Below are 17,357 nucleotides of genomic sequence, written 5' to 3' on the forward strand. Positions count from 1 at the left end.
TCAACATGCGATTCACCTCCTTGTCTATCAATATTCACATCATAGACAAGGAAAGAAGAAAATATTCAGCTCACTTTATGATGTGGCTGAATAGTTACCAATTAAAATATTATAGAATAATTCAAAAAACAAAAGAGGATTCTTGACTAAGAACAAAACAGTTCTTTTTGCCTATGTTTGTCGAAAAAACGAGATTTATAGCAAAAAAAGACTATCAATTTCACCTTAACAGACCCGTGATGTTCCGGTTACAATGTAATATATTCGCAGTTTTTGTAGAAATTCTGGTTATGCAGCTGACGATGGGAAAGAAGGTGCCGCGATGCTTAGTATTTTAAAAGACTTTTTGCTGAACTTGTTTTTTATTCTCCTGCCGGTGTTTCTTGTCCCGCTATGGACGGAGCAAGAAAAAGGGCCAAAGCGCCTCCGCCTGTATTTGCCGACCGCTTGTTACGCCCTTGTAATCGTCCTATGCATCACTCTTCCGGTCGGCGCGGAAAACGATTTTATGTTCGACTTGTGGCAAATTCCGCTTTGGCTCGGCAGCCTATACGGCGGGGTTGGTCCGGCCGCCTTGTTGGTGCTCGTGACGATCGTCTATCGCTCATTGTTCGGCGGAGCCGGTGTTTTGATCACTGTCGTTGTTTCCATTGCCATCGCTGCGGTCAGTAGTTTATGGACAAAACGCTTTGCCTCGCTGCCGTCCAAACAGCGCGTGCTGCTGGCGACGCTGCTCAGCTTTGCATCCGGCCTATTGACGATCGCCATGGTAGAGTGGATCGTCAACAACCCGCCCCCGCTTCTTCTTTCACTTACATTTTTGCTCGTACAACCGGCAAGCATGCTCATCGTTTGCGCCGCCCGCGAGATGGTGTACCATGACATGGCGTTGCGCAAACGGATCATCCGTGCCGAAAAAATGGAAGCGGTCACCCATTTGGCCGCCTCCATCTCTCATGAAATCCGCAACCCCTTGACAGCGGCGCGCGGGTTTATCCAGCTGATTGAAGAGCAGCCGCTTGCCGCTGAAAAGCGCCGCCAGTACGCCCGCATTGCGTTGGAGGAGCTCGACCGGGCGGAAGCGATCATCACCGATTACTTGACATTCGCCAAGCCGGCCCCGGAGATGCCGGAAAAGCTGAACGTCAAACTGGAAGTGGAGCGGGCCATCGACATCATCCGTCCGCTCGCCAATATGAGCTGCGTCGACATTCAGGCATCGCTCGCCCCGTTTTCCGTAATGGGAGAACGGGAAAAGTTCCGCCAATGTTTGCTCAATATCATGAAAAACGCCATTGAAGCGATGCCGAACGGCGGCACGCTGTGGGTATACGCTTCGCTCGATAACGGGCGCGTGCTCATCCGCATTGCCGATACCGGCATCGGCATGACGAAAGAACAGCTTGATCGGCTTGGGGAGCCGTACTTTACGACAAAAGGAGTCAAAGGCACCGGGCTTGGCATGATGGTCGTCTATCGCATTGTCGAATCAATGAACGGAACAATTCGAATTGAAAGCGAAATACATAAAGGAACGACGGTATCGATTTATTTGCCGCTCGCTCCGTCCCCATCCCCATCCACGATTTCCGATAAAGAAAAGCAGTTGTTTGCCGTCTTGTAAACGCCGCGGCCAAACTGGGGGAAGACGATAACCAGCGAAACAAAGGATGCCTGTTCGGGTGTCCTTTTTCTTTGTCCTATGTTCCCGACAGTTTATCACCACTGGCGTTTTTGTTACAATACTATAGGATGGAAACATACCGAAGGAAAAGGAGACAGTTGCATGATTCACGTCAAAACGGAACGAGAAATTCAGTTGATGCGTGAGGCGGGGAAACTCTTGGCCGCCTGCCATCAAGAAATCGCCAAGCGCATCAAACCGGGGGTCACGACGATGGAGATCGACCGGTTCGTTGAAACGTTTTTGGCCAAATACGGCGCCAAACCGGAACAAAAAGGCTACCGCGGTTATCCGTATGCGACATGCGCTTCCATTAACGATGAAATTTGCCACGGGTTTCCGCGCAACGAGCCGTTGAAAGAGGGCGACATCGTCACAATCGATTTCGTGGTCAACTGGCGTGGGGCGCTCGCTGATTCGGCTTGGACGTACGCGGTCGGTGATGTAAGTGAAGATGTGCAAAAGCTGCTCCATGTCACGGAACAGTCGCTATACAAAGGCATCGAACAGGCGGTCGTCGGCAACCGGATCGGCGATATCGGCCATGCCATTCAAACGTACGTCGAATCGCACGGGTTTTCCGTCGTCCGCGATTTCACCGGGCATGGCATCGGGCCGACGATTCACGAAGAGCCGTACGTTCCCCATTTTGGCGAAAAAGGAAAAGGGATGCGCTTAAAGGAAGGGATGGTCATTACGATCGAGCCGATGGTGAACATGGGGGCATGGCAAAGCAAAATGGACGCAAACGGCTGGACGGCGCGCACCATTGACGGCTCGTATTCGGCGCAATATGAACATACGATCGCCATTACGAAAAACGGGCCGCTGATCTTAACGACGACGGCGTAAGGATGCAGATATTTCTTGTTCTCAACAGCTTGATTTTTTCGACATTCGAAAAACCCGGGTACACGTTGGCCCGGGTTTTTCGTTCCCTTCTCTTTATTCTGGCCAGACCGTTGCGGCCGCTGTGTTGCCATTGCTTTTTCCTGCCATTTTGTTTACATAATATAATTATGGTTACTACCCTTTCAGCACTTTCACGTAAAACGTCCGCTGGCGCGGCCCGTCGTATTCACAAAAATAGATGCCTTGCCAACGGCCAAGCAACAGCCGGCCTTCATGAATGATAACATGTTGCGACGCGCCGACCGTGCTCGCTTTCATATGAGCGGCCGTGTTTCCCTCCATATGGCGGTCAAGCGGATGCTCCCACGGGTACGTTTCATCAAAGCGGCGCATCATATCGCGCTTCACGTCAGGATCCGCGTTTTCGTTAATCGTGATGCCGGCTGTCGTGTGCGGGCAATAAACGATCGCCACCCCCTCTTCTACCCCGGACTGGCGCACCGTTTCTTCGACAAATGACGTAATCTCCACCATTTCATCGCGCTTTGTCGTGCGAAGCGAAAAAGATTGAAGCAAGTCTTTCACCTCCTGAACAAATATTTTGTAGAACAACGCAAAATTTGCTACCATTTAATTATAGCACATGGAACGGCCTCCCACCTGCCATCCCTGCATGGAAACGGGAGTCTCCTAGCAAAGTCCATTGGGGTGAAACTGCCGTGCCGAAACGATACACGAATCTCGACAACGTCTCGACGCACAAAACATGGGCTGATTTTCGCCGCTGGCAACGGGAGCGGAAACAAAAACAAAAAGATTTGTCATACGTTGTACCCCGCATGGAGCCGCCGCAATCCGACCGGCTTCACAAGCCCGGCGGACGGCCGCAGCTTTGCTGGGTTGGCCACTCGACCTTTATCATGCAGTTGGCCGGCGTTACGATCGTCACCGACCCGGTTTGGGCGCAGCGGATGGGCACGGCCAAACGCTTGTCAGCTCCGGGCATCGCGCTTGAGGACATGCCGCCTGTGGACGTTGTGCTCATCTCCCATGGCCACTATGACCACTTGCATATCGGCAGCCTCCGCCGCTTGCCGGGCGACCCGCACGTGTTCGTGCCCGAGGGGCTCGGCCGTCTGCTCCGCCGCCGCGGCTTCCGCCATGTCACTGAGCTGTCGTGGTGGCGCACGGCTGAATTCCGCGGCGTGACGCTCACATTCGTTCCAGCCCAACATTGGACACGGCGGACGCTGTGGGACACGAACACGTCGCATTGGGGCGGATGGGTGATCACATCAAACGGCGCCCCCACCATTTACTTCGCCGGCGACAGCGGCTACTTCCGAGGCTTTCGCGACATCGGCGACCGCTTTTCCATCGACTATGCGCTCTTGCCGATCGGCGCCTATGAACCGGAATGGTTCATGGGGCCGCAGCACACGACCCCGGAAGAAGCCGTGCAGGCGTTTTTGGACTGCCGCGCTCGCCTGTTTGTCCCGATGCATTACGGGGCGTTCCGCTTGGCCGACGATACGCCGAAAGAAGCGCTTGACCGCCTATGGGCTGAATGGCGGCGGCGCGGATTGGAAGAGGAGCGCTTGCTTTGCTTGAAGCTCGGCGAGGTGATCGATGCCGCCCAACTAGCCGCAAGCGGGGGGTTCAGGCGTGCGGAATCGGGGGGAAACGAGCCATAAAGCCCGCCGCTCCAACGGACAAAAAGCGTTCCGCTGCCCGCGGAACGCCTTGTCTCTTATTCTTTCACTTCTTTTTTCCACAGCCCGACCATCAGCGCCGTCACGACGGAGCCGATCAAAATGGCAAGGATATAAAGCCATGCGCTGCCTTTGACGATCGGGATGACGAAAATTCCGCCGTGCGGCGCCGGCAGCCCGATATGGAACCACATCGTCAACGCTCCGGCTACAGCCGAGCCGACGATAATCGATGGAATAACCCGCACCGGATCAGCCGCCGCAAACGGTATCGCCCCTTCCGTGATGAACGAAGCGCCCATGACATAGCACGTTTTTCCAGCTTCACGCTCGGCTTTCGTAAACTTTTTCTTAAAGAACGTCGTCGCCAGCGCCAAGCCGAGCGGCGGCACCATCCCGCCAGCCATAATCGCCGCATGCGGCGCAAAGTTGCCCGCTTCAATCATGGCCAGCCCAAACGTATACGCCGCCTTGTTGATCGGTCCGCCCATATCAACCGCCATCATGCCGCCCAACACCGCACCAAGCAGCACTAAGTTCGCGGTTCCCATGCCGGAAAGCCAATGTTTCAACCCTTCATTCAACGCTTTCACCGGATCAATGACCACATACATCATGATGACGCCGGTGAGAAAAATGCCGAATACCGGATAGAGCAACACCGGTTTAATCCCCTCAAGCGACTGCGGCAAACGGCTGAACAGGTTGCGCAGCCCGACAACCAAATACCCGGCCAAAAAACCGGCGATCAATCCCCCCAAAAACCCAGCTCCGCCGTTCGCCGCCAGAAAGCCGCCGACCATCCCCGGCGCAAACCCTGGTCGATCGGCAATGCTCATGGCGATGAATGCGGCCAGCACAGGGACCATCAACGCGAACGCATTGCCGCCGCCAATGTCCATTAACAGTTTGGCAAACGGATGATACGACGGATCGTTCGGGTCAAACGCTTTAATGCCGAACGTGAAGGAAAGGGCAATCAAAATCCCGCCGCCAACGACAAACGGAAGCATATTCGATACACCGTTCATCAAATGCTTGTAAAAACCGGTGCGCGGCTTCGCCGCTCCCGCGCTGCCTCGCGCCGTGCTGCTCGCCCGATAAATCGGTGCATCTTGGCGCAGCGCCTGCTCGATGAGCTTCTCCGGCTCGCGGATCGCACGGGCGACCGGCACTTGGATGACAGGTTTCCCGTCAAAACGGTCCATGTCGACTTGTTTATCGGCTGCGACAATGATCGCCGTTGCTTCTTCAATCTCCTTCGCCGTCAGCTCGTTTTTCACTCCATCGGAGCCGTTTGTCTCGACTTTGATCGCCACCCCCATTTCCGCTGCTTTCGCTTTCAGTGCATCAGCGGCCATATACGTATGAGCGATTCCGGTCGGACAAGCGGTCACCGCCAGCACTTTCCTCCCGTTCTCTGCCCGTGCGGCTTGCCGAGGAGCTTCTTGCTCGCTTTCTTTCTCAGCAAACAAACGGACAATCTCCTCTTCGCTTGAAGCGGTTTCAAGCTGAGCACGGAACGATGCATCCATCAACATCGACGACAAGCGGGCAAGCGCCTCAAGGTGCGTCTGTTCCCCGCCTTCTGGTGCGGCGATCATGAAAAACAAATGGCTTGGCTTGCCATCGAGCGACTCATAATCAATGCCTTCCGCTGAACGGCCGAACGCCACCGCTGGGCGCTTGACCGCCGCCGTTTTGGCGTGCGGAATGGCAACGCCATCTCCAACGCCGGTCGTGCTTTGTTGTTCGCGCGCCCAAATCGCTCGTTTGAACGCCTCCACATCGCTGACCGCTCCCGCTTCGGCAAGCTTTTCAGCCAGTTCATCAATGACTTCGCCCTTTGTCTTCGCTTGAAGCGCGAGAATCATCGTTTCTTTTGTCAACAAATCTGTAATCTTCATTGGCCCAATCCCCCTTTATTTTCAATTTATAAATGCACGATATGGACGCGGTCGACGAGCGCTTCCACTTCCTCTTTCGTACACAAATCTTCCGAAAACGCGGTCGCGCTTCCAGCGGCGACACTGTAAGCGAATGCTTCCTCAATCGATTTCCCGTTCGCTTGGGCAGCCAAAAATCCAGCGACCATCGAATCGCCCGCCCCGACCGAATTTTTCACTGCGCCTTTCGGCGCTTCGGCAAACAGCGCCGTTTCCTCGTTGAAGTAAAACGCCCCGTCGCCGCCCATTGACACAATGAGGTGTTCCACTCCCTTTTCCACCAGTCGTCGGCCATACAACACGATGTCTTCTCTTGTCACCATCGCAACACCAAACAGTTCGGCCAGCTCATGATGGTTCGGCTTAGCCAAAAACGGGCGGCACGCAAGCAGCCTCTCGAGCGCCGGACCGCTCGTGTCAACAACAAGGCGAACGCGCCGCTTCACCGACTCAGCCGCCAATCGCTCGTACATGTCCGCCGACAGCGACGTCGGCGCGCTTCCAGCGAGAACAAGCACATCGCCAGCTGAAAGCGCTCCGACTTTCGCGATCAATTGCGCGGCATCGTCATCGGCAATCATCGGGCCTTCACCGTTAATTTCCGTCTCCCGCCCCGCTTTCAGTTTGACGTTAATGCGCGTTTGCCCTGGGACATGAACAAAATCGCAGGCAATGCCTTCTTTCCGAAGTTCGCTTTCAATGTACCCGCCGGTAAATCCGCCGATGAACCCAAGCGCCGTGCTGTCAACACCCAAGCGCTTCAACACACGCGACACGTTGATCCCTTTCCCGCCCGGAAATGTGAACGTTTTCACCGAACGATTCAGTTCGCCAACATGAAGCTCATCGAGATGAACGATATAATCAACAGATGGATTCAACGTACATGTGTAAATCATGGAGCCACAACCTCTACTGTTGTTTTTGTTCGATACAAATCGTTCCACTCTTCATCCAATTCATCGGTGATCAACACCGCTTCATGCAAATCCGCAATTTTTGCGAACGCGCTTTCATTCAACTTCGAATGGTCTGCAAGCACATACGCACGCTGCGCCAGCTGCATCGCCGTATATTTCACCAGTGCCTCTTCCGGGTCCGGCGTCGTATAACCATAGTCGTAATGAACACCGTTCGCGCCGATGAAACATTGGTCGAAGCGGTACTGCCGCAGCGACTCGATGGCGCCGCGCCCGATCAACGCCTTCGTTTTCGGCTTGATCATGCCGCCGACCAAATACGTCGTGACGTTATGCTCAAGCAGCCGCTCGACATGCATCACGCCGTTCGTCACCACGGTGACTTCTTTGTCAGCCAAGTGCGGAATCATTTCCCACGTTGTCGTTCCCGCGTCCAAATAGATGCAGTTTCCTTTTTGCACCAAGCTGGCCGCATAGGCGGCGATCCGCCGCTTTTCTTCGATATATTTCAGCGATTTTTCCGACACGCTTAACTCTTCACGTTTTTGCTGCAACAACGCCGCTCCGCCATGCACGCGGCGCAGCTGTTTTTCTTTTTCAAGCTGCGTCAAATCGCGGCGAATCGTCGACTCGGACGAACCGGTCGCCTCTACGAACTCTTGCAGCTTGACAACTCCTTTTTGCGCCAAAAGTTCCAAAATGAGGCGGTGGCGTTCTTCGGTTAGCACACTCCCACCTCCGATCACCGGGGATATCGCTTACAACTCTATCATATCCCAAGACAACGAAAAAATCAATCAAAAACATTCATTTTCTATCAATATCATTCAATAAATAAGAAAAACCATTCAAAAACATTCAAAACCAAAATAAAAACACTTGCCATCGGCAAGTGCCTTTTTCCCTTAATTCAATTGCTCCATCTCGGCAAGCGGCAAATAATGCTCGCGCACAAACGCGATAAACTTCGCCGCATACACGGGATCAAACTGCGTCCCAGCGCAACGCTCGATTTCCTCAAGCGCCTCTTCAAACGTTTTCGTCGGCTGGTACGGCCGCTCGGTCGTCATGGCGTCAAATGAGTCGATAATACACAAAATGCGGGCCAATTTCGGGATTTCTTCCCCCTTCAGCCCGTACGGATACCCTTTTCCATCATATCGTTCGTGATGCAGCTCGACAAGCGGAAGCAAATCATCAAACCGCTTCTCCGCCGCCACAATCTCGCGTCCCCACGTTACGTGCTTTTTAATGATCTCCCATTCATGCTTCTCCAACTTTCCCCGCTTATTTAAAATATCGCGTGGCACTTCAATTTTGCCAATGTCATGGATGAGCGCCCCTAAAATGAGCGTCTGCCGTTCATGGTCGGTCAACTCATCAAGACGACTGCCAAACTCCAACGCATATTTAAACACTCGTTTGCTATGGCGGTATGTATAGACGTCTTTTGAAAGAAAAAACTTCACTTGCTGCTCGAGCGCTTCCAAGTCTTGTTTAAACTTAATTTCATCCAAGCACATATTATGTTTATCATACAACTGAACGTTGTTTTTCCCTTGCGCCTTGGCGTAATAAAGCGCCTGATCGGCGCGGTGGATGAGCTCATCGCTTTCATGCATATCCTTTTCCATCTCGGCAATGCCGCACGAAAACGACAGGCAGCGGTACGGAATGTGCTCGACGCCGTCAAAATATGTATCGTTCACTTCTTTGCGCAACCGGTTTAAAAACGCGTACGCGTCTTCTTTCGTCGTGTTGGGCATTAAAATGGCAAACTCTTCCCCACCGTAGCGGGCAACGGTGAAATTGGTTCCTTCCACTTCTTTTTTCAACCGCGCACCGAAAAACGCCAGCAGCTTGTCCCCTTGCAAGTGGCCGTTCCGGTCGTTGTATTTTTTAAAATCGTCCAAGTCCAAAAACGCGAGCGTCAACGGCTTCTTCAACTTCTTGCAATCGGCAAACTGTTCTTTCAACGTTTCCTTGAAAAAGCCGTGGTTGTATAGACCAGTCAAGTGATCTCGATTCACTTGGTTAGACGTCTCTTGGTATAAATGAAGAAGCTTCCGGAAAGCCATGGACAGAAATAAAATCAAAATTGTAAATAAGAAGAGACCGAAATATTTTGTCTCTTGCAACAAAACTGACAAAGCAAGTGAAAGAATTAAAGTGATACAATAGGTCATTCCTACTTCTTTCAACAGTCCAAAATTAAGAACACCGTTAAACAAGCGTTGTGAGGAAACAATAAAATAGCAAGACAGTACCACGATATTTACTAAAAAATAAACAAACAAAGCGATTATATAAGGGAAGATATTGGTAGTATTTACAACTCCAATCATCCCACCAGATACAAGGAAAACGTAATATGCACTTACAAGCATCAAAGAATACATAGAAAAATTAAATAAATGCTTCCATAATTCAATGCTTCTTTTATACAAAGCGTATATCAAACTAAATATTCCTAACACAAGCAGTGTGATATGCAAGTCAAAAACAAATAAACAAGCTAAATAAATAGACGAATCCATAGAAATAGAATTCCCTTTTGGCGGGAGATAAATCAAAAATCGATTTACTATGAGAACAGAAGCCGTTAATACATAAATTAAAACCCAATCTCGCAGGGAAGGGAATGAGACAGAAAAATGAAAAAAATAGACAAAAAGTCCAAACAAGGAAACTCCTAAAACATAAAATTTGGTACTGGTAAATTTACGATCGTCCATTCACAATCACTCTCATTAATTAAATAAAAAGCCAAGAGAGGCAATTTAGCCCCCCTTATCACTTTCAACCAATTCACCCCAAAAATTTAATCCTTATACGAGCTTCATACCAGATGTCAAAGCAACAATAACAGAACCAATAATCAGCAGGTTAATAAGAGTTTGTTTTAATTTCATAAATAAATTCCTCCCCTTATTTTTATTGATTCGCAGGAGCGGCCGTTGTTTCTTTCTCAGCATCGTCTGCCCCATGGCGCGGTGCACTGAGCATCAGATGCTGGATGAACAAGAACGCCCCTACGTTCATCACAACGTCGCCGATGCTGATGACTTGTTGGCGCGGGTACGGCGGAGACAGCGGGATGATGTCGCCAAGAAACGGCAGAAGCGTATCCGATGTGATCGCCTGGTGCTTGCCGTACAGACCGGCTTTTAACGCTTCGATGTATTCGCGGCCGAGAAATTGGGCGGCTTCGATCGATACCGGCATCCGTCCGCCGTTTACGGCCATGACGATAAAGTTAAGCAAGACGCCGGCGAAGATGACCGGAAACCCCGGCTGATGGCGGTTGAGCCACAGAAATGCGAGTCCTGTGATATAGACGAGAAGAAAAATAACGTTGCTCATTTTGGCGATCCACTCGATGCGTTCTTGAAGGAAAAAGACGATAAACTGCACCGCCAACAAGAGCGGAAACAACCAACCGCCGCGCAATTTCATGTTGGCCAACCCTTTCAGGCTTCCGCCGCGAAACCAGCCGATCAACAACGACAAAATGATTCCATCGTAAACCATAATGCTGTCCCCTTGATAAACAGAATTTTCTCTTTTTTCTAAACTACTGTCCTCACTTCTATTTTTACCGTTTTTTTCATTCCATGTAAATAGTCCGTTCGTCCTAACTACAAACAAATTTTGATGAATATCGTTTCCTTCTTTTCGTTTTCGTCATTCTTTGAAACAAGAAACGACAAAAACAGCGTCATGTATATCCATTGAATAGTGAAAAAGAACCTACCCTCAATGGAATGATCCCCCGACTGCGCAAACACTTAGCGGCAGGAGATTCTTGGGCGCGCCTGCCCACAGCCAGCAAGCCATCCTCGTTCATCTCACCGTTCCGCTTCCAAGCTTATGTGGATTGGCTTCACGCGCAAGATAATAAACGGATGGTCCGTCGCAACAATGAATATCCCTCATTCCTTCTGCAAGACAAAGATATTTGATAAACCAACTAAATCCCCCCCAAGCAATAATAAAGATAGCCGTCGTTGATCCGTTCCGTGACGCGGCTGTTTCATGTTCCACTGCTTGACGCTTCCGACCTCACTATGTCCGGCATGGCATAACACACAGACGGCATATCCGTACAAGCTCACTTTATGCGGCACTCCTCTTTCCCTCCTAACGACATCGATTCTAGAAATGCGGCATGCGTTTTTCTCGTTGAAAGACAAAAAGCCCTTTTTTATTATTCCGTATTGCTTTTCGGAAGATTATTGTTATAATTGTTTATACAGTAATAATTTTATGGATAAAAACGTCCTTTTTGCCCATTATATGGAAAGGAGATGAAAAAGAAATGGACGCGGAAATGTTGGGAAGCAAGAAAGACAAAACGTATACACGTCGGATTAGCCAAGTCGGGAATAGTTTGTCCGTTAGCATCCCGAAAGATTTAGCCACGATGCTAAACCTAAATAAAGGCGATGAAATCGAAATATATTACGACAAGGAACGAGGGGAAATCGTGATGAAACGCGCAAACCGAATTCCAAAAGGAGTCCGTCCTGAAGTCGCGATGGCGATGAACCGCGCGATCTCCAAATATGACGAAGCGCTGCGCAACTTGAAATATAGATAAAGGAGCAGCTGGAGGAAAACATGGTTTATTATTTGACAGCGGAAGAAATCCTATTTATCCATTACACGGTCATGGAAATGTACGACGACGCAGAACAAGCGGGGATCCAATTCCCCGATAAATTCGCGTGGATGTTGGAAAGACCGAAAACGAAATTGTTCGGGGAGGAACAGTTCCCTTCGATTATTGAAAAGGCTTGCTGCTATTACCATTCCATCGCGACAGGTCATATTTTCCACAACGGCAATAAGCGGACGGCTTTAACCGTATTCGTCACGTTCCTTGATTTGAATGGATATGAGTTCACGATGACCAATAAAGAAGCGGAAGATTTCACGGTGTACCTTGTCGAGGATGCCAAGTTCCGGGGAAATGATTGCATCCAGCATCTTGCCCACGAATTAGAGAGTTACATCCGTCCCATCCAAAAACGAAAAGAATGAGGAAAAGAGTGAGGAAAAGAGCGGGCCAAAGCCGGGTCAAGTTCAATTATTGCGTAAAATTCCATCGCCAACCCAGTAAACTTGGATGACAGGACCACAACGTCGTTTTTTGCTGCTTTGTTTTTACACAACTGTGCGAACCTTGATCCAAAGCCGCCTTTTCGCTATCCTCAATTTTTAGGTATTGTCAAAAGTTTATCCTCCACACTCACGGTCTTCCCTTGAGTTTCAACGGTTGAACGAAAAAAGCTTTCTACCCCCGGTGTTTCGGCCATCATTGAGGCAACAACACCCAACAGCCAAAACAAAGAGCGGCCTGATCTTTTGTCCTCCAGAGCCCGTTGAAACGAAAGTTTGCCCATTGTATCCCCGCTTATTTTTTGGCTATCCTACAACCATGGAAGCGAAAGTCTTTCGTCGGAAAATGAAAAAACGGATTCCGATCATCGTCAGGAATCCGTTTGTCTATATTGTCAACATTTCTTCAAAATTTGGCGATTCATTAGTTGAACTTTTCAAAAAAATGTATATAATTTCTTGTATATCTTTCCCATCTTTGTTCAAGGAGTGAGTACAGTGAATACACTAGGAAGAATAAGCAACTTTGTCGGCAATACGTTTGCGATCTGGGTGCTTCTGTTTGGAGCGCTCGCCTTTTTCGCTCCCAGCGCATTTACGTGGATCGCTCCGTATATCGTGCCGCTTCTAGGCATCGTGATGTTTGGCATGGGATTGACGCTGTCAGCGAACGATTTTAAAGAGGTGTTCAAGCGTCCGCTTGATGTGTTGATCGGCGTCGTTGCCCAGTTTCTGATCATGCCGCTTGTCGCGTTTTTGCTCGCTTACTTTCTGCCGGTTTCGCGCGAAGTGGCGCTCGGCATTATTTTAGTCGGCTGCTGTCCGGGCGGAACGGCGTCCAACGTCATGACGTATTTGGCGAAAGGAGATACGGCTCTGTCGGTCGCCGTCACGTCTGTTTCGACGATTTTAGCGCCGATTTTGACGCCTTCGCTCATCTTGCTTTTAGCGGGAAAATGGCTGTCCGTATCGGCCGCAGCTTTGTTTTGGTCGATCGTCAAAGTCGTCCTGATTCCGATCCTTTTAGGACTCATCGCCCAGGCTCTGTTCCAAAAGCAAGTCAAAGCGTGCATCCCGGCGCTGCCGCTCGTTTCGGTCATCGCCATCGTGGCCATTGTCGCCGCCGTCGTCGGACAAAACCAAGCGGCCATTGCCAAAAGCGGACTGCTTATTTTTCTTATTGTCGTTGTTCATAACGGATTGGGCTTGCTGCTTGGATATTGGTTTGCCAAACTGTTTCGCCTGTCACCGCCAAAACAAAAGGCGATTTCCATCGAAGTTGGCATGCAAAACTCCGGGCTTGGTGCGGCCTTAGCGACCGCCCATTTTTCGCCGCTCGCCGCTGTTCCGAGCGCCATTTTCAGCGTCTGGCACAATATTTCCGGTCCGATGGTCGCAACATACTTCCGCAAACAAGCAGATCGCCAGGCCGATGAACAAACGATTTCCGCTTAACCCCTCTCACGCTTTGCCTAGCAACAAAAAAGCTGTCTTCCGAAATGAACGATCATTTTTCGGAGACAGCTTTTCCGCTCATCTTTCTTATTCCTTGACACCCGGGACAAAAGGCAGGCACCCGCCTTTCACCTCATTTCACAGCGCCCCTTCAAACGGAAACACCATCCGCCCTGCCAGTTCAGGAAAATCAATGAACGGGTTGCGGTTGCCTTGGATGAAAAAAATCGCGCTGTTGCGATGATGTTCATACACCGTCGGTGGAAATTGTTCGTGCCAACGGACAAGGAGCGGAATATCGATTTTGCGCCGAAACGACTTTGCGATCGCCTTTGGGTAGCGAAGCAGAAAGTACAACATCGCCCTTGCCGCCGTCCCTTTGCCGTATTCCGGCTCGAAATAGCCATTATGAACGACTCCGCAACGGTTTTGGATTTGCTCGTCGGGATCTTCCGGATTGTAAAACGGGAAATCCGCGTACGGAAAATTCGACCGCATCGTATTGCACTCCGGCTGGCAAACGAATAAATGATGCAAATCGCCTTTCATCGGTTCGCGGGCGCCAAACCAAGACTGCGGCACGACATGTTCGGCATTGAATTTCCATTGCTGCTCGATCGTTTTCACCCGCTCGTGCACATCGCCGAGCCCATGCTTCATTTTTTTCAACAGCTGGCGAAATTCATCGTAGCGCCGTTTCATCGTTTGGACATCTTGGACGATCAACATCTTCGGGTCTTTTCGCTCGCCGGAGTACAAGCTTCGCACCGTTCCGTCCGGCTGCAAGTCGACCCATGTGTACAAATATTCGTCCTTGCTGAAAAAATACGGCAGCCGCCGCTTATGGGTGCGCGCCACCAGTTCGTGATAGCGGACAAACAACATCAATCCGTCCCCCTCAAGCGGCAGACGGCGGTAATACCGTTCGCGCGCCCGCTCATCTTCTGCGGCCTGATAATACGCATCCTCCACCGCGAGCCGCTCATTCAGCTGCTCGAGCCGTTCTTTCGGATCTTCCTCCCGCCATTGGCCGAGCTCCTCAAGCCGCCGTTCCGCCTCTCCCATCAGCGTTCCCCTTTCTTTTTTCTTTTAGTGTATCACGGAAGACGAAAGAGGACGATAACGGCGTTAATGCAAAAGAAACGATGTCGCGCCGAACAAAACGGCGGCGATGCCGGCGGCGATCAACGACGGAATCAGCTTCGTTCGCGCGTATTCCATCACCGGCAAATCCAAAATAGTGCAAAGCGTCACCGTATTGTCGCTAAGCGGCGACGCAAACGCCCCGAACGTCCCACTCGCAAACACCGCGCCGATGACCGGCAAAATGTTCGTTCCCGACTGGCTCGCGAGCGTCACACCAAGCGGCATCAACATCCCCCACGTCCCCCATGACGAGCCGATGAAGTAGGAAATGACGGCGCCAAGCAAAAACAAAATCGGGGCGACAAAAAACGGCGGAATCCATTGTTGCACATGGCTCGTAATGTATTGGGAAAACCCTAAGTCTTCCGCCACCGCCGACAGCGCCCAAATGAGCGCCAACATGACAATGACCGACATCAGCTCATTGCCGCCTTTGACAAAATGGGTCAACAAATCGTTCAATTTGAATCGCTGCCAAAGGAAAAACACCACCGTCACGATGACGGTAAACAACAGTGCCTCCAACATCGCGCCGAGCGCATCGCTCCGCAAAAAAGCATCCCAAAACGTCCGCGCTCCGCGATGGCCGTCCCACCAGCTTAAAAACAGCGTCAAAACAAGAACGACTGAAAGTGGAACGATCAAATTCCACGGTTTCACCGGCGTTTCTTTCTGATAGGCGCGCGGGCATGTCTGCATCGCGTCCCCTTCTTCCCCTTGCGCTTCATTGGGCTCATTGTCAGCCGGCCGCTGTTCTTCCGCCATTTCGAGCGCCAACCGCTCGTTCCAGCTTCGAATCGGCGCCTCTTTCCGCTTTTCGCTTACTGCTGCTTGTTTTTGGCGCGAATAGACAAAAAAACTGTAGTAGAGCCCGACGGCAATAATGGCATACGAGAAAAAGTTAAACGGAATGCTTCGGACGTACACGATGTACGGCTCCGCGCCGATGCCGGCCGTATCAAGCGCCTTATCGATGACCGACACCATATAGCCGACAAAGGCAGTGGCAATTGGGATGAGCGCGACAACCGGGTTGGATGTCACCTCAATGGCAAAGCCGATTTGCTGGGACGACAGCCCGAGCCGTTTGCGCAGCGCCTTCATGATCGGCGCGACGGTGACGATGCGAAAATCGGGGTCGCTGAATGTCACCATCGTCGATATCCACGTCAAGAACATGGCGGTTTTCGCCGACTTCACTTTTTTGCTGACGAGATGGACGAACCCTTTGATTCCGCCGGTGTATTTGATCATGCTCACAAGACCGGCGAACACATACAAGAACATGATGATGCGAATGTTGTTCGTCTGCATTAAGTTGTCAACAACGTAATGAAGCATCGTCCGCAACCCGCCAAGCAAGGACGGGGTCATCAAATAACTGCCAACCAACAGCCCGACAAACAGCCCGGGGATGACTTGCTTCGTCCAAATCGAAATCGGGATGACAACTAAAAATGGCAAGAGAGCTTTCCACGACGGTTCCATTGGCCATTCACTCCTTTCTTTAAAAAGTATGACGATGGTTTCCTCTGTCTATGCAATCCGCTGCGAATCTTCATCCAACAACACGGAAACAGCTGCGAAAAAAGTGCAAGAGGACATACACGAATGAAACCGCTTTCCTGCTCCAAAAATAAAAAAGCTGCCTATTAGACAGCTTTCACTGCTTCTTTTTGGGACGAGAGCGCCAACAAGTGGAGCGTCACTTCCGGCTTCGAGCCGATTCGAATGTTCACCCCGGTTTGCCCAAGCCCTTCGTTGATATAAAACGGTTTTCCCTCCCATTCATGATAACCTTTGATCATGTTCCGCTCGGTGAGCGTTTTGCTCATTTTCGCCAAATGGTACGGCTTTGGCCAATGAATTTGTCCGCCGTGGAAATGGCCGGACAACAAGTAGTCAAAATGATAGTCTTTCATATGCGGCACGATGTCTGGATCGTGCGTCAACACGAGGTTAAGGCCGTCTTTGACGCCCGCATACGCCTTTTCGATGTCGCTGCGCCCCGTGTAAAAGTCATCGATGCCGATGATATTGACGGTTTGACCGTTGACGGTGATCGTTTTCGTCTCGTTTTGCAAGACGACGCAGCCGTGCGCCTCAAGCGTCGCTTTCAGGCGCTCGAACGACTCGCCTTGCAGCACGTAATCGTGGTTGCCAAACACGGCGTACATGCCATATGTCGGATTCAACTGTTTCAACGCCGTCAAATACGGACCGAGTTTGACAATGCTTTCCTCACGGTCCAAAAAGTCGCCCGTTAAGGCGATCAAATCGATCGCTTCCTCTTTCAGCTTTTCATACACATCATCCGGGGAAATGGACAGCTTTTCCAAATGAAGGTCAGACAGCTGCAAAATGCGGATGGCGCCGTTCCCACCGTCCAGACTGCCGACCTGAACTTTATGCAAAACCGCTTCATACGTGTTGCGGTGGGCTTTGCGAATGACAAAAGCAAGCAATGACAAGATTGCAAGAAAAACAAAAAAGAATGTCATCGTCTTCTCTCCTCCCTCGA

Annotated in this window: 16 protein-coding genes; 6 read left to right on the plus strand and 10 right to left on the minus strand. The window is 50.7% G+C overall.

Going from position 1 to position 17,357, the window contains the following annotated elements:
• Positions 1–322 precede the first annotated feature (322 nt).
• Positions 323–1,624, plus strand: a complete 1,302-nt coding sequence (locus CV944_RS07900) for an ATP-binding protein (protein WP_100660113.1) — start codon at positions 323–325, stop codon at positions 1,622–1,624.
• A 162-nt stretch (positions 1,625–1,786) separates the two neighbouring features.
• Positions 1,787–2,536: a type I methionyl aminopeptidase gene (gene map, locus CV944_RS07905; protein WP_050367307.1), complete on the plus strand. Its 750-nt coding sequence runs from the start codon at positions 1,787–1,789 to the stop codon at positions 2,534–2,536.
• Between the two features lie 174 nt (positions 2,537–2,710).
• Here map and CV944_RS07910 read toward each other — a convergent pair whose 3' ends face one another.
• A complete protein-coding gene (locus CV944_RS07910) occupies positions 2,711–3,112 on the minus strand; it encodes a secondary thiamine-phosphate synthase enzyme YjbQ (protein ID WP_049626256.1) in 402 nt (133 codons plus the stop codon).
• A 143-nt stretch (positions 3,113–3,255) separates the two neighbouring features.
• Here CV944_RS07910 and CV944_RS07915 point away from each other — a divergent pair, with 143 nt between their 5' ends.
• On the plus strand, positions 3,256–4,230 hold the full coding sequence (locus tag CV944_RS07915) for an MBL fold metallo-hydrolase (protein ID WP_050367308.1): 975 nt from the start codon (positions 3,256–3,258) through the stop codon (positions 4,228–4,230).
• 56 nt (positions 4,231–4,286) lie between these two features.
• On the opposite strand, the gene CV944_RS07920 is transcribed toward CV944_RS07915, so the two are convergent.
• The 5 genes from CV944_RS07920 to CV944_RS07940 form a co-directional block, all read right to left on the minus strand.
• Positions 4,287–6,155 carry a PTS fructose transporter subunit IIABC gene (locus CV944_RS07920; RefSeq protein ID WP_100660114.1) on the minus strand — a complete coding sequence of 623 codons (1,869 nt, stop codon included), beginning with the start codon at positions 6,153–6,155 and terminating at the stop codon, positions 4,287–4,289.
• Positions 6,156–6,181: 26 nt separating this feature from the next.
• A complete protein-coding gene (gene pfkB, locus CV944_RS07925; protein WP_053915306.1) occupies positions 6,182–7,093 on the minus strand; it encodes a 1-phosphofructokinase in 912 nt (303 codons plus the stop codon).
• Positions 7,090–7,842: a DeoR/GlpR family DNA-binding transcription regulator gene (locus CV944_RS07930; RefSeq protein WP_100664034.1), complete on the minus strand. Its 753-nt coding sequence runs from the start codon at positions 7,840–7,842 to the stop codon at positions 7,090–7,092. Before CV944_RS07930 ends, pfkB begins: the two co-directional genes overlap by 4 nt.
• Positions 7,843–8,019: 177 nt before the next feature.
• The gene (locus tag CV944_RS07935; protein ID WP_063329942.1) at positions 8,020–9,849 is read right to left on the minus strand and encodes a diguanylate cyclase; all 1,830 of its coding nucleotides are present in this window, start codon (positions 9,847–9,849) and stop codon (positions 8,020–8,022) included.
• A 199-nt stretch (positions 9,850–10,048) separates the two neighbouring features.
• Positions 10,049–10,645: a DUF5317 domain-containing protein gene (locus CV944_RS07940; RefSeq protein ID WP_015374932.1), complete on the minus strand. Its 597-nt coding sequence runs from the start codon at positions 10,643–10,645 to the stop codon at positions 10,049–10,051.
• Between the two features lie 787 nt (positions 10,646–11,432).
• On the opposite strand from CV944_RS07940, the gene CV944_RS07950 reads away from it, so the two are divergent.
• Together CV944_RS07950 and CV944_RS07955 are read left to right on the plus strand one after the other, a co-directional pair.
• Entirely contained in the window at positions 11,433–11,714 is a 282-nt protein-coding gene (locus tag CV944_RS07950; protein WP_100664035.1) for an AbrB/MazE/SpoVT family DNA-binding domain-containing protein, read from the plus strand.
• A gap of 20 nt (positions 11,715–11,734) precedes the next feature.
• Entirely contained in the window at positions 11,735–12,157 is a 423-nt protein-coding gene (locus CV944_RS07955; protein WP_013145233.1) for a type II toxin-antitoxin system death-on-curing family toxin, read from the plus strand.
• Positions 12,158–12,327: 170 nt separating this feature from the next.
• On the opposite strand, the gene CV944_RS07960 is transcribed toward CV944_RS07955, so the two are convergent.
• A complete protein-coding gene (locus CV944_RS07960) occupies positions 12,328–12,519 on the minus strand; it encodes a hypothetical protein (RefSeq protein ID WP_096225196.1) in 192 nt (63 codons plus the stop codon).
• A 214-nt stretch (positions 12,520–12,733) separates the two neighbouring features.
• Here CV944_RS07960 and CV944_RS07970 point away from each other — a divergent pair, with 214 nt between their 5' ends.
• Complete coding sequence (locus CV944_RS07970) at positions 12,734–13,690, plus strand: bile acid:sodium symporter family protein (RefSeq protein ID WP_100664038.1); 957 nt, start codon at positions 12,734–12,736, stop codon at positions 13,688–13,690.
• A 138-nt stretch (positions 13,691–13,828) separates the two neighbouring features.
• On the opposite strand, the gene CV944_RS07975 is transcribed toward CV944_RS07970, so the two are convergent.
• The 3 genes from CV944_RS07975 to CV944_RS07985 all read right to left on the minus strand — a co-directional run bounded on the left by CV944_RS07975 (position 13,829) and on the right by CV944_RS07985 (position 17,337).
• Complete coding sequence (locus CV944_RS07975; RefSeq protein WP_100664039.1) at positions 13,829–14,755, minus strand: endonuclease I family protein; 927 nt, start codon at positions 14,753–14,755, stop codon at positions 13,829–13,831.
• A 63-nt stretch (positions 14,756–14,818) separates the two neighbouring features.
• The gene (locus CV944_RS07980) at positions 14,819–16,324 is read right to left on the minus strand and encodes a Na+/H+ antiporter NhaC family protein (RefSeq protein WP_100664040.1); all 1,506 of its coding nucleotides are present in this window, start codon (positions 16,322–16,324) and stop codon (positions 14,819–14,821) included.
• A 164-nt stretch (positions 16,325–16,488) separates the two neighbouring features.
• On the minus strand, positions 16,489–17,337 hold the full coding sequence (locus CV944_RS07985) for a metallophosphoesterase (RefSeq protein WP_100664041.1): 849 nt from the start codon (positions 17,335–17,337) through the stop codon (positions 16,489–16,491).
• Positions 17,338–17,357 lie beyond the last annotated feature (20 nt).

The sequence above is a fragment of the Geobacillus sp. WSUCF-018B genome (assembly GCF_002809985.1).
Taxonomy (GTDB): domain Bacteria; phylum Bacillota; class Bacilli; order Bacillales; family Anoxybacillaceae; genus Geobacillus; species Geobacillus thermophilus.

What these genes read in the sequence shown, in the direction of transcription:
- CV944_RS07900 (WP_100660113.1), top strand. Translation starts at nt 323, where the DNA reads ATGCTTAGTATTTTAAAAGACTTTTTGCTGAACTTGTTTTTTATTCTC.
- map (WP_050367307.1), top strand. Translation starts at nt 1,787, where the DNA reads ATGATTCACGTCAAAACGGAACGAGAAATTCAGTTGATGCGTGAGGCG.
- CV944_RS07920 (WP_100660114.1), bottom strand. Translation starts at nt 6,155, where the DNA reads ATGAAGATTACAGATTTGTTGACAAAAGAAACGATGATTCTCGCGCTT.
- pfkB (WP_053915306.1), bottom strand. Translation starts at nt 7,093, where the DNA reads ATGATTTACACATGTACGTTGAATCCATCTGTTGATTATATCGTTCAT.
- CV944_RS07935 (WP_063329942.1), bottom strand. Translation starts at nt 9,849, where the DNA reads ATGGACGATCGTAAATTTACCAGTACCAAATTTTATGTTTTAGGAGTT.
- CV944_RS07940 (WP_015374932.1), bottom strand. Translation starts at nt 10,645, where the DNA reads ATGGTTTACGATGGAATCATTTTGTCGTTGTTGATCGGCTGGTTTCGC.
- CV944_RS07950 (WP_100664035.1), top strand. Translation starts at nt 11,433, where the DNA reads ATGGACGCGGAAATGTTGGGAAGCAAGAAAGACAAAACGTATACACGT.
- CV944_RS07955 (WP_013145233.1), top strand. Translation starts at nt 11,735, where the DNA reads ATGGTTTATTATTTGACAGCGGAAGAAATCCTATTTATCCATTACACG.
- CV944_RS07960 (WP_096225196.1), bottom strand. Translation starts at nt 12,519, where the DNA reads ATGGGCAAACTTTCGTTTCAACGGGCTCTGGAGGACAAAAGATCAGGC.
- CV944_RS07975 (WP_100664039.1), bottom strand. Translation starts at nt 14,755, where the DNA reads ATGGGAGAGGCGGAACGGCGGCTTGAGGAGCTCGGCCAATGGCGGGAG.
- CV944_RS07980 (WP_100664040.1), bottom strand. Translation starts at nt 16,324, where the DNA reads ATGGAACCGTCGTGGAAAGCTCTCTTGCCATTTTTAGTTGTCATCCCG.
- CV944_RS07985 (WP_100664041.1), bottom strand. Translation starts at nt 17,337, where the DNA reads ATGACATTCTTTTTTGTTTTTCTTGCAATCTTGTCATTGCTTGCTTTT.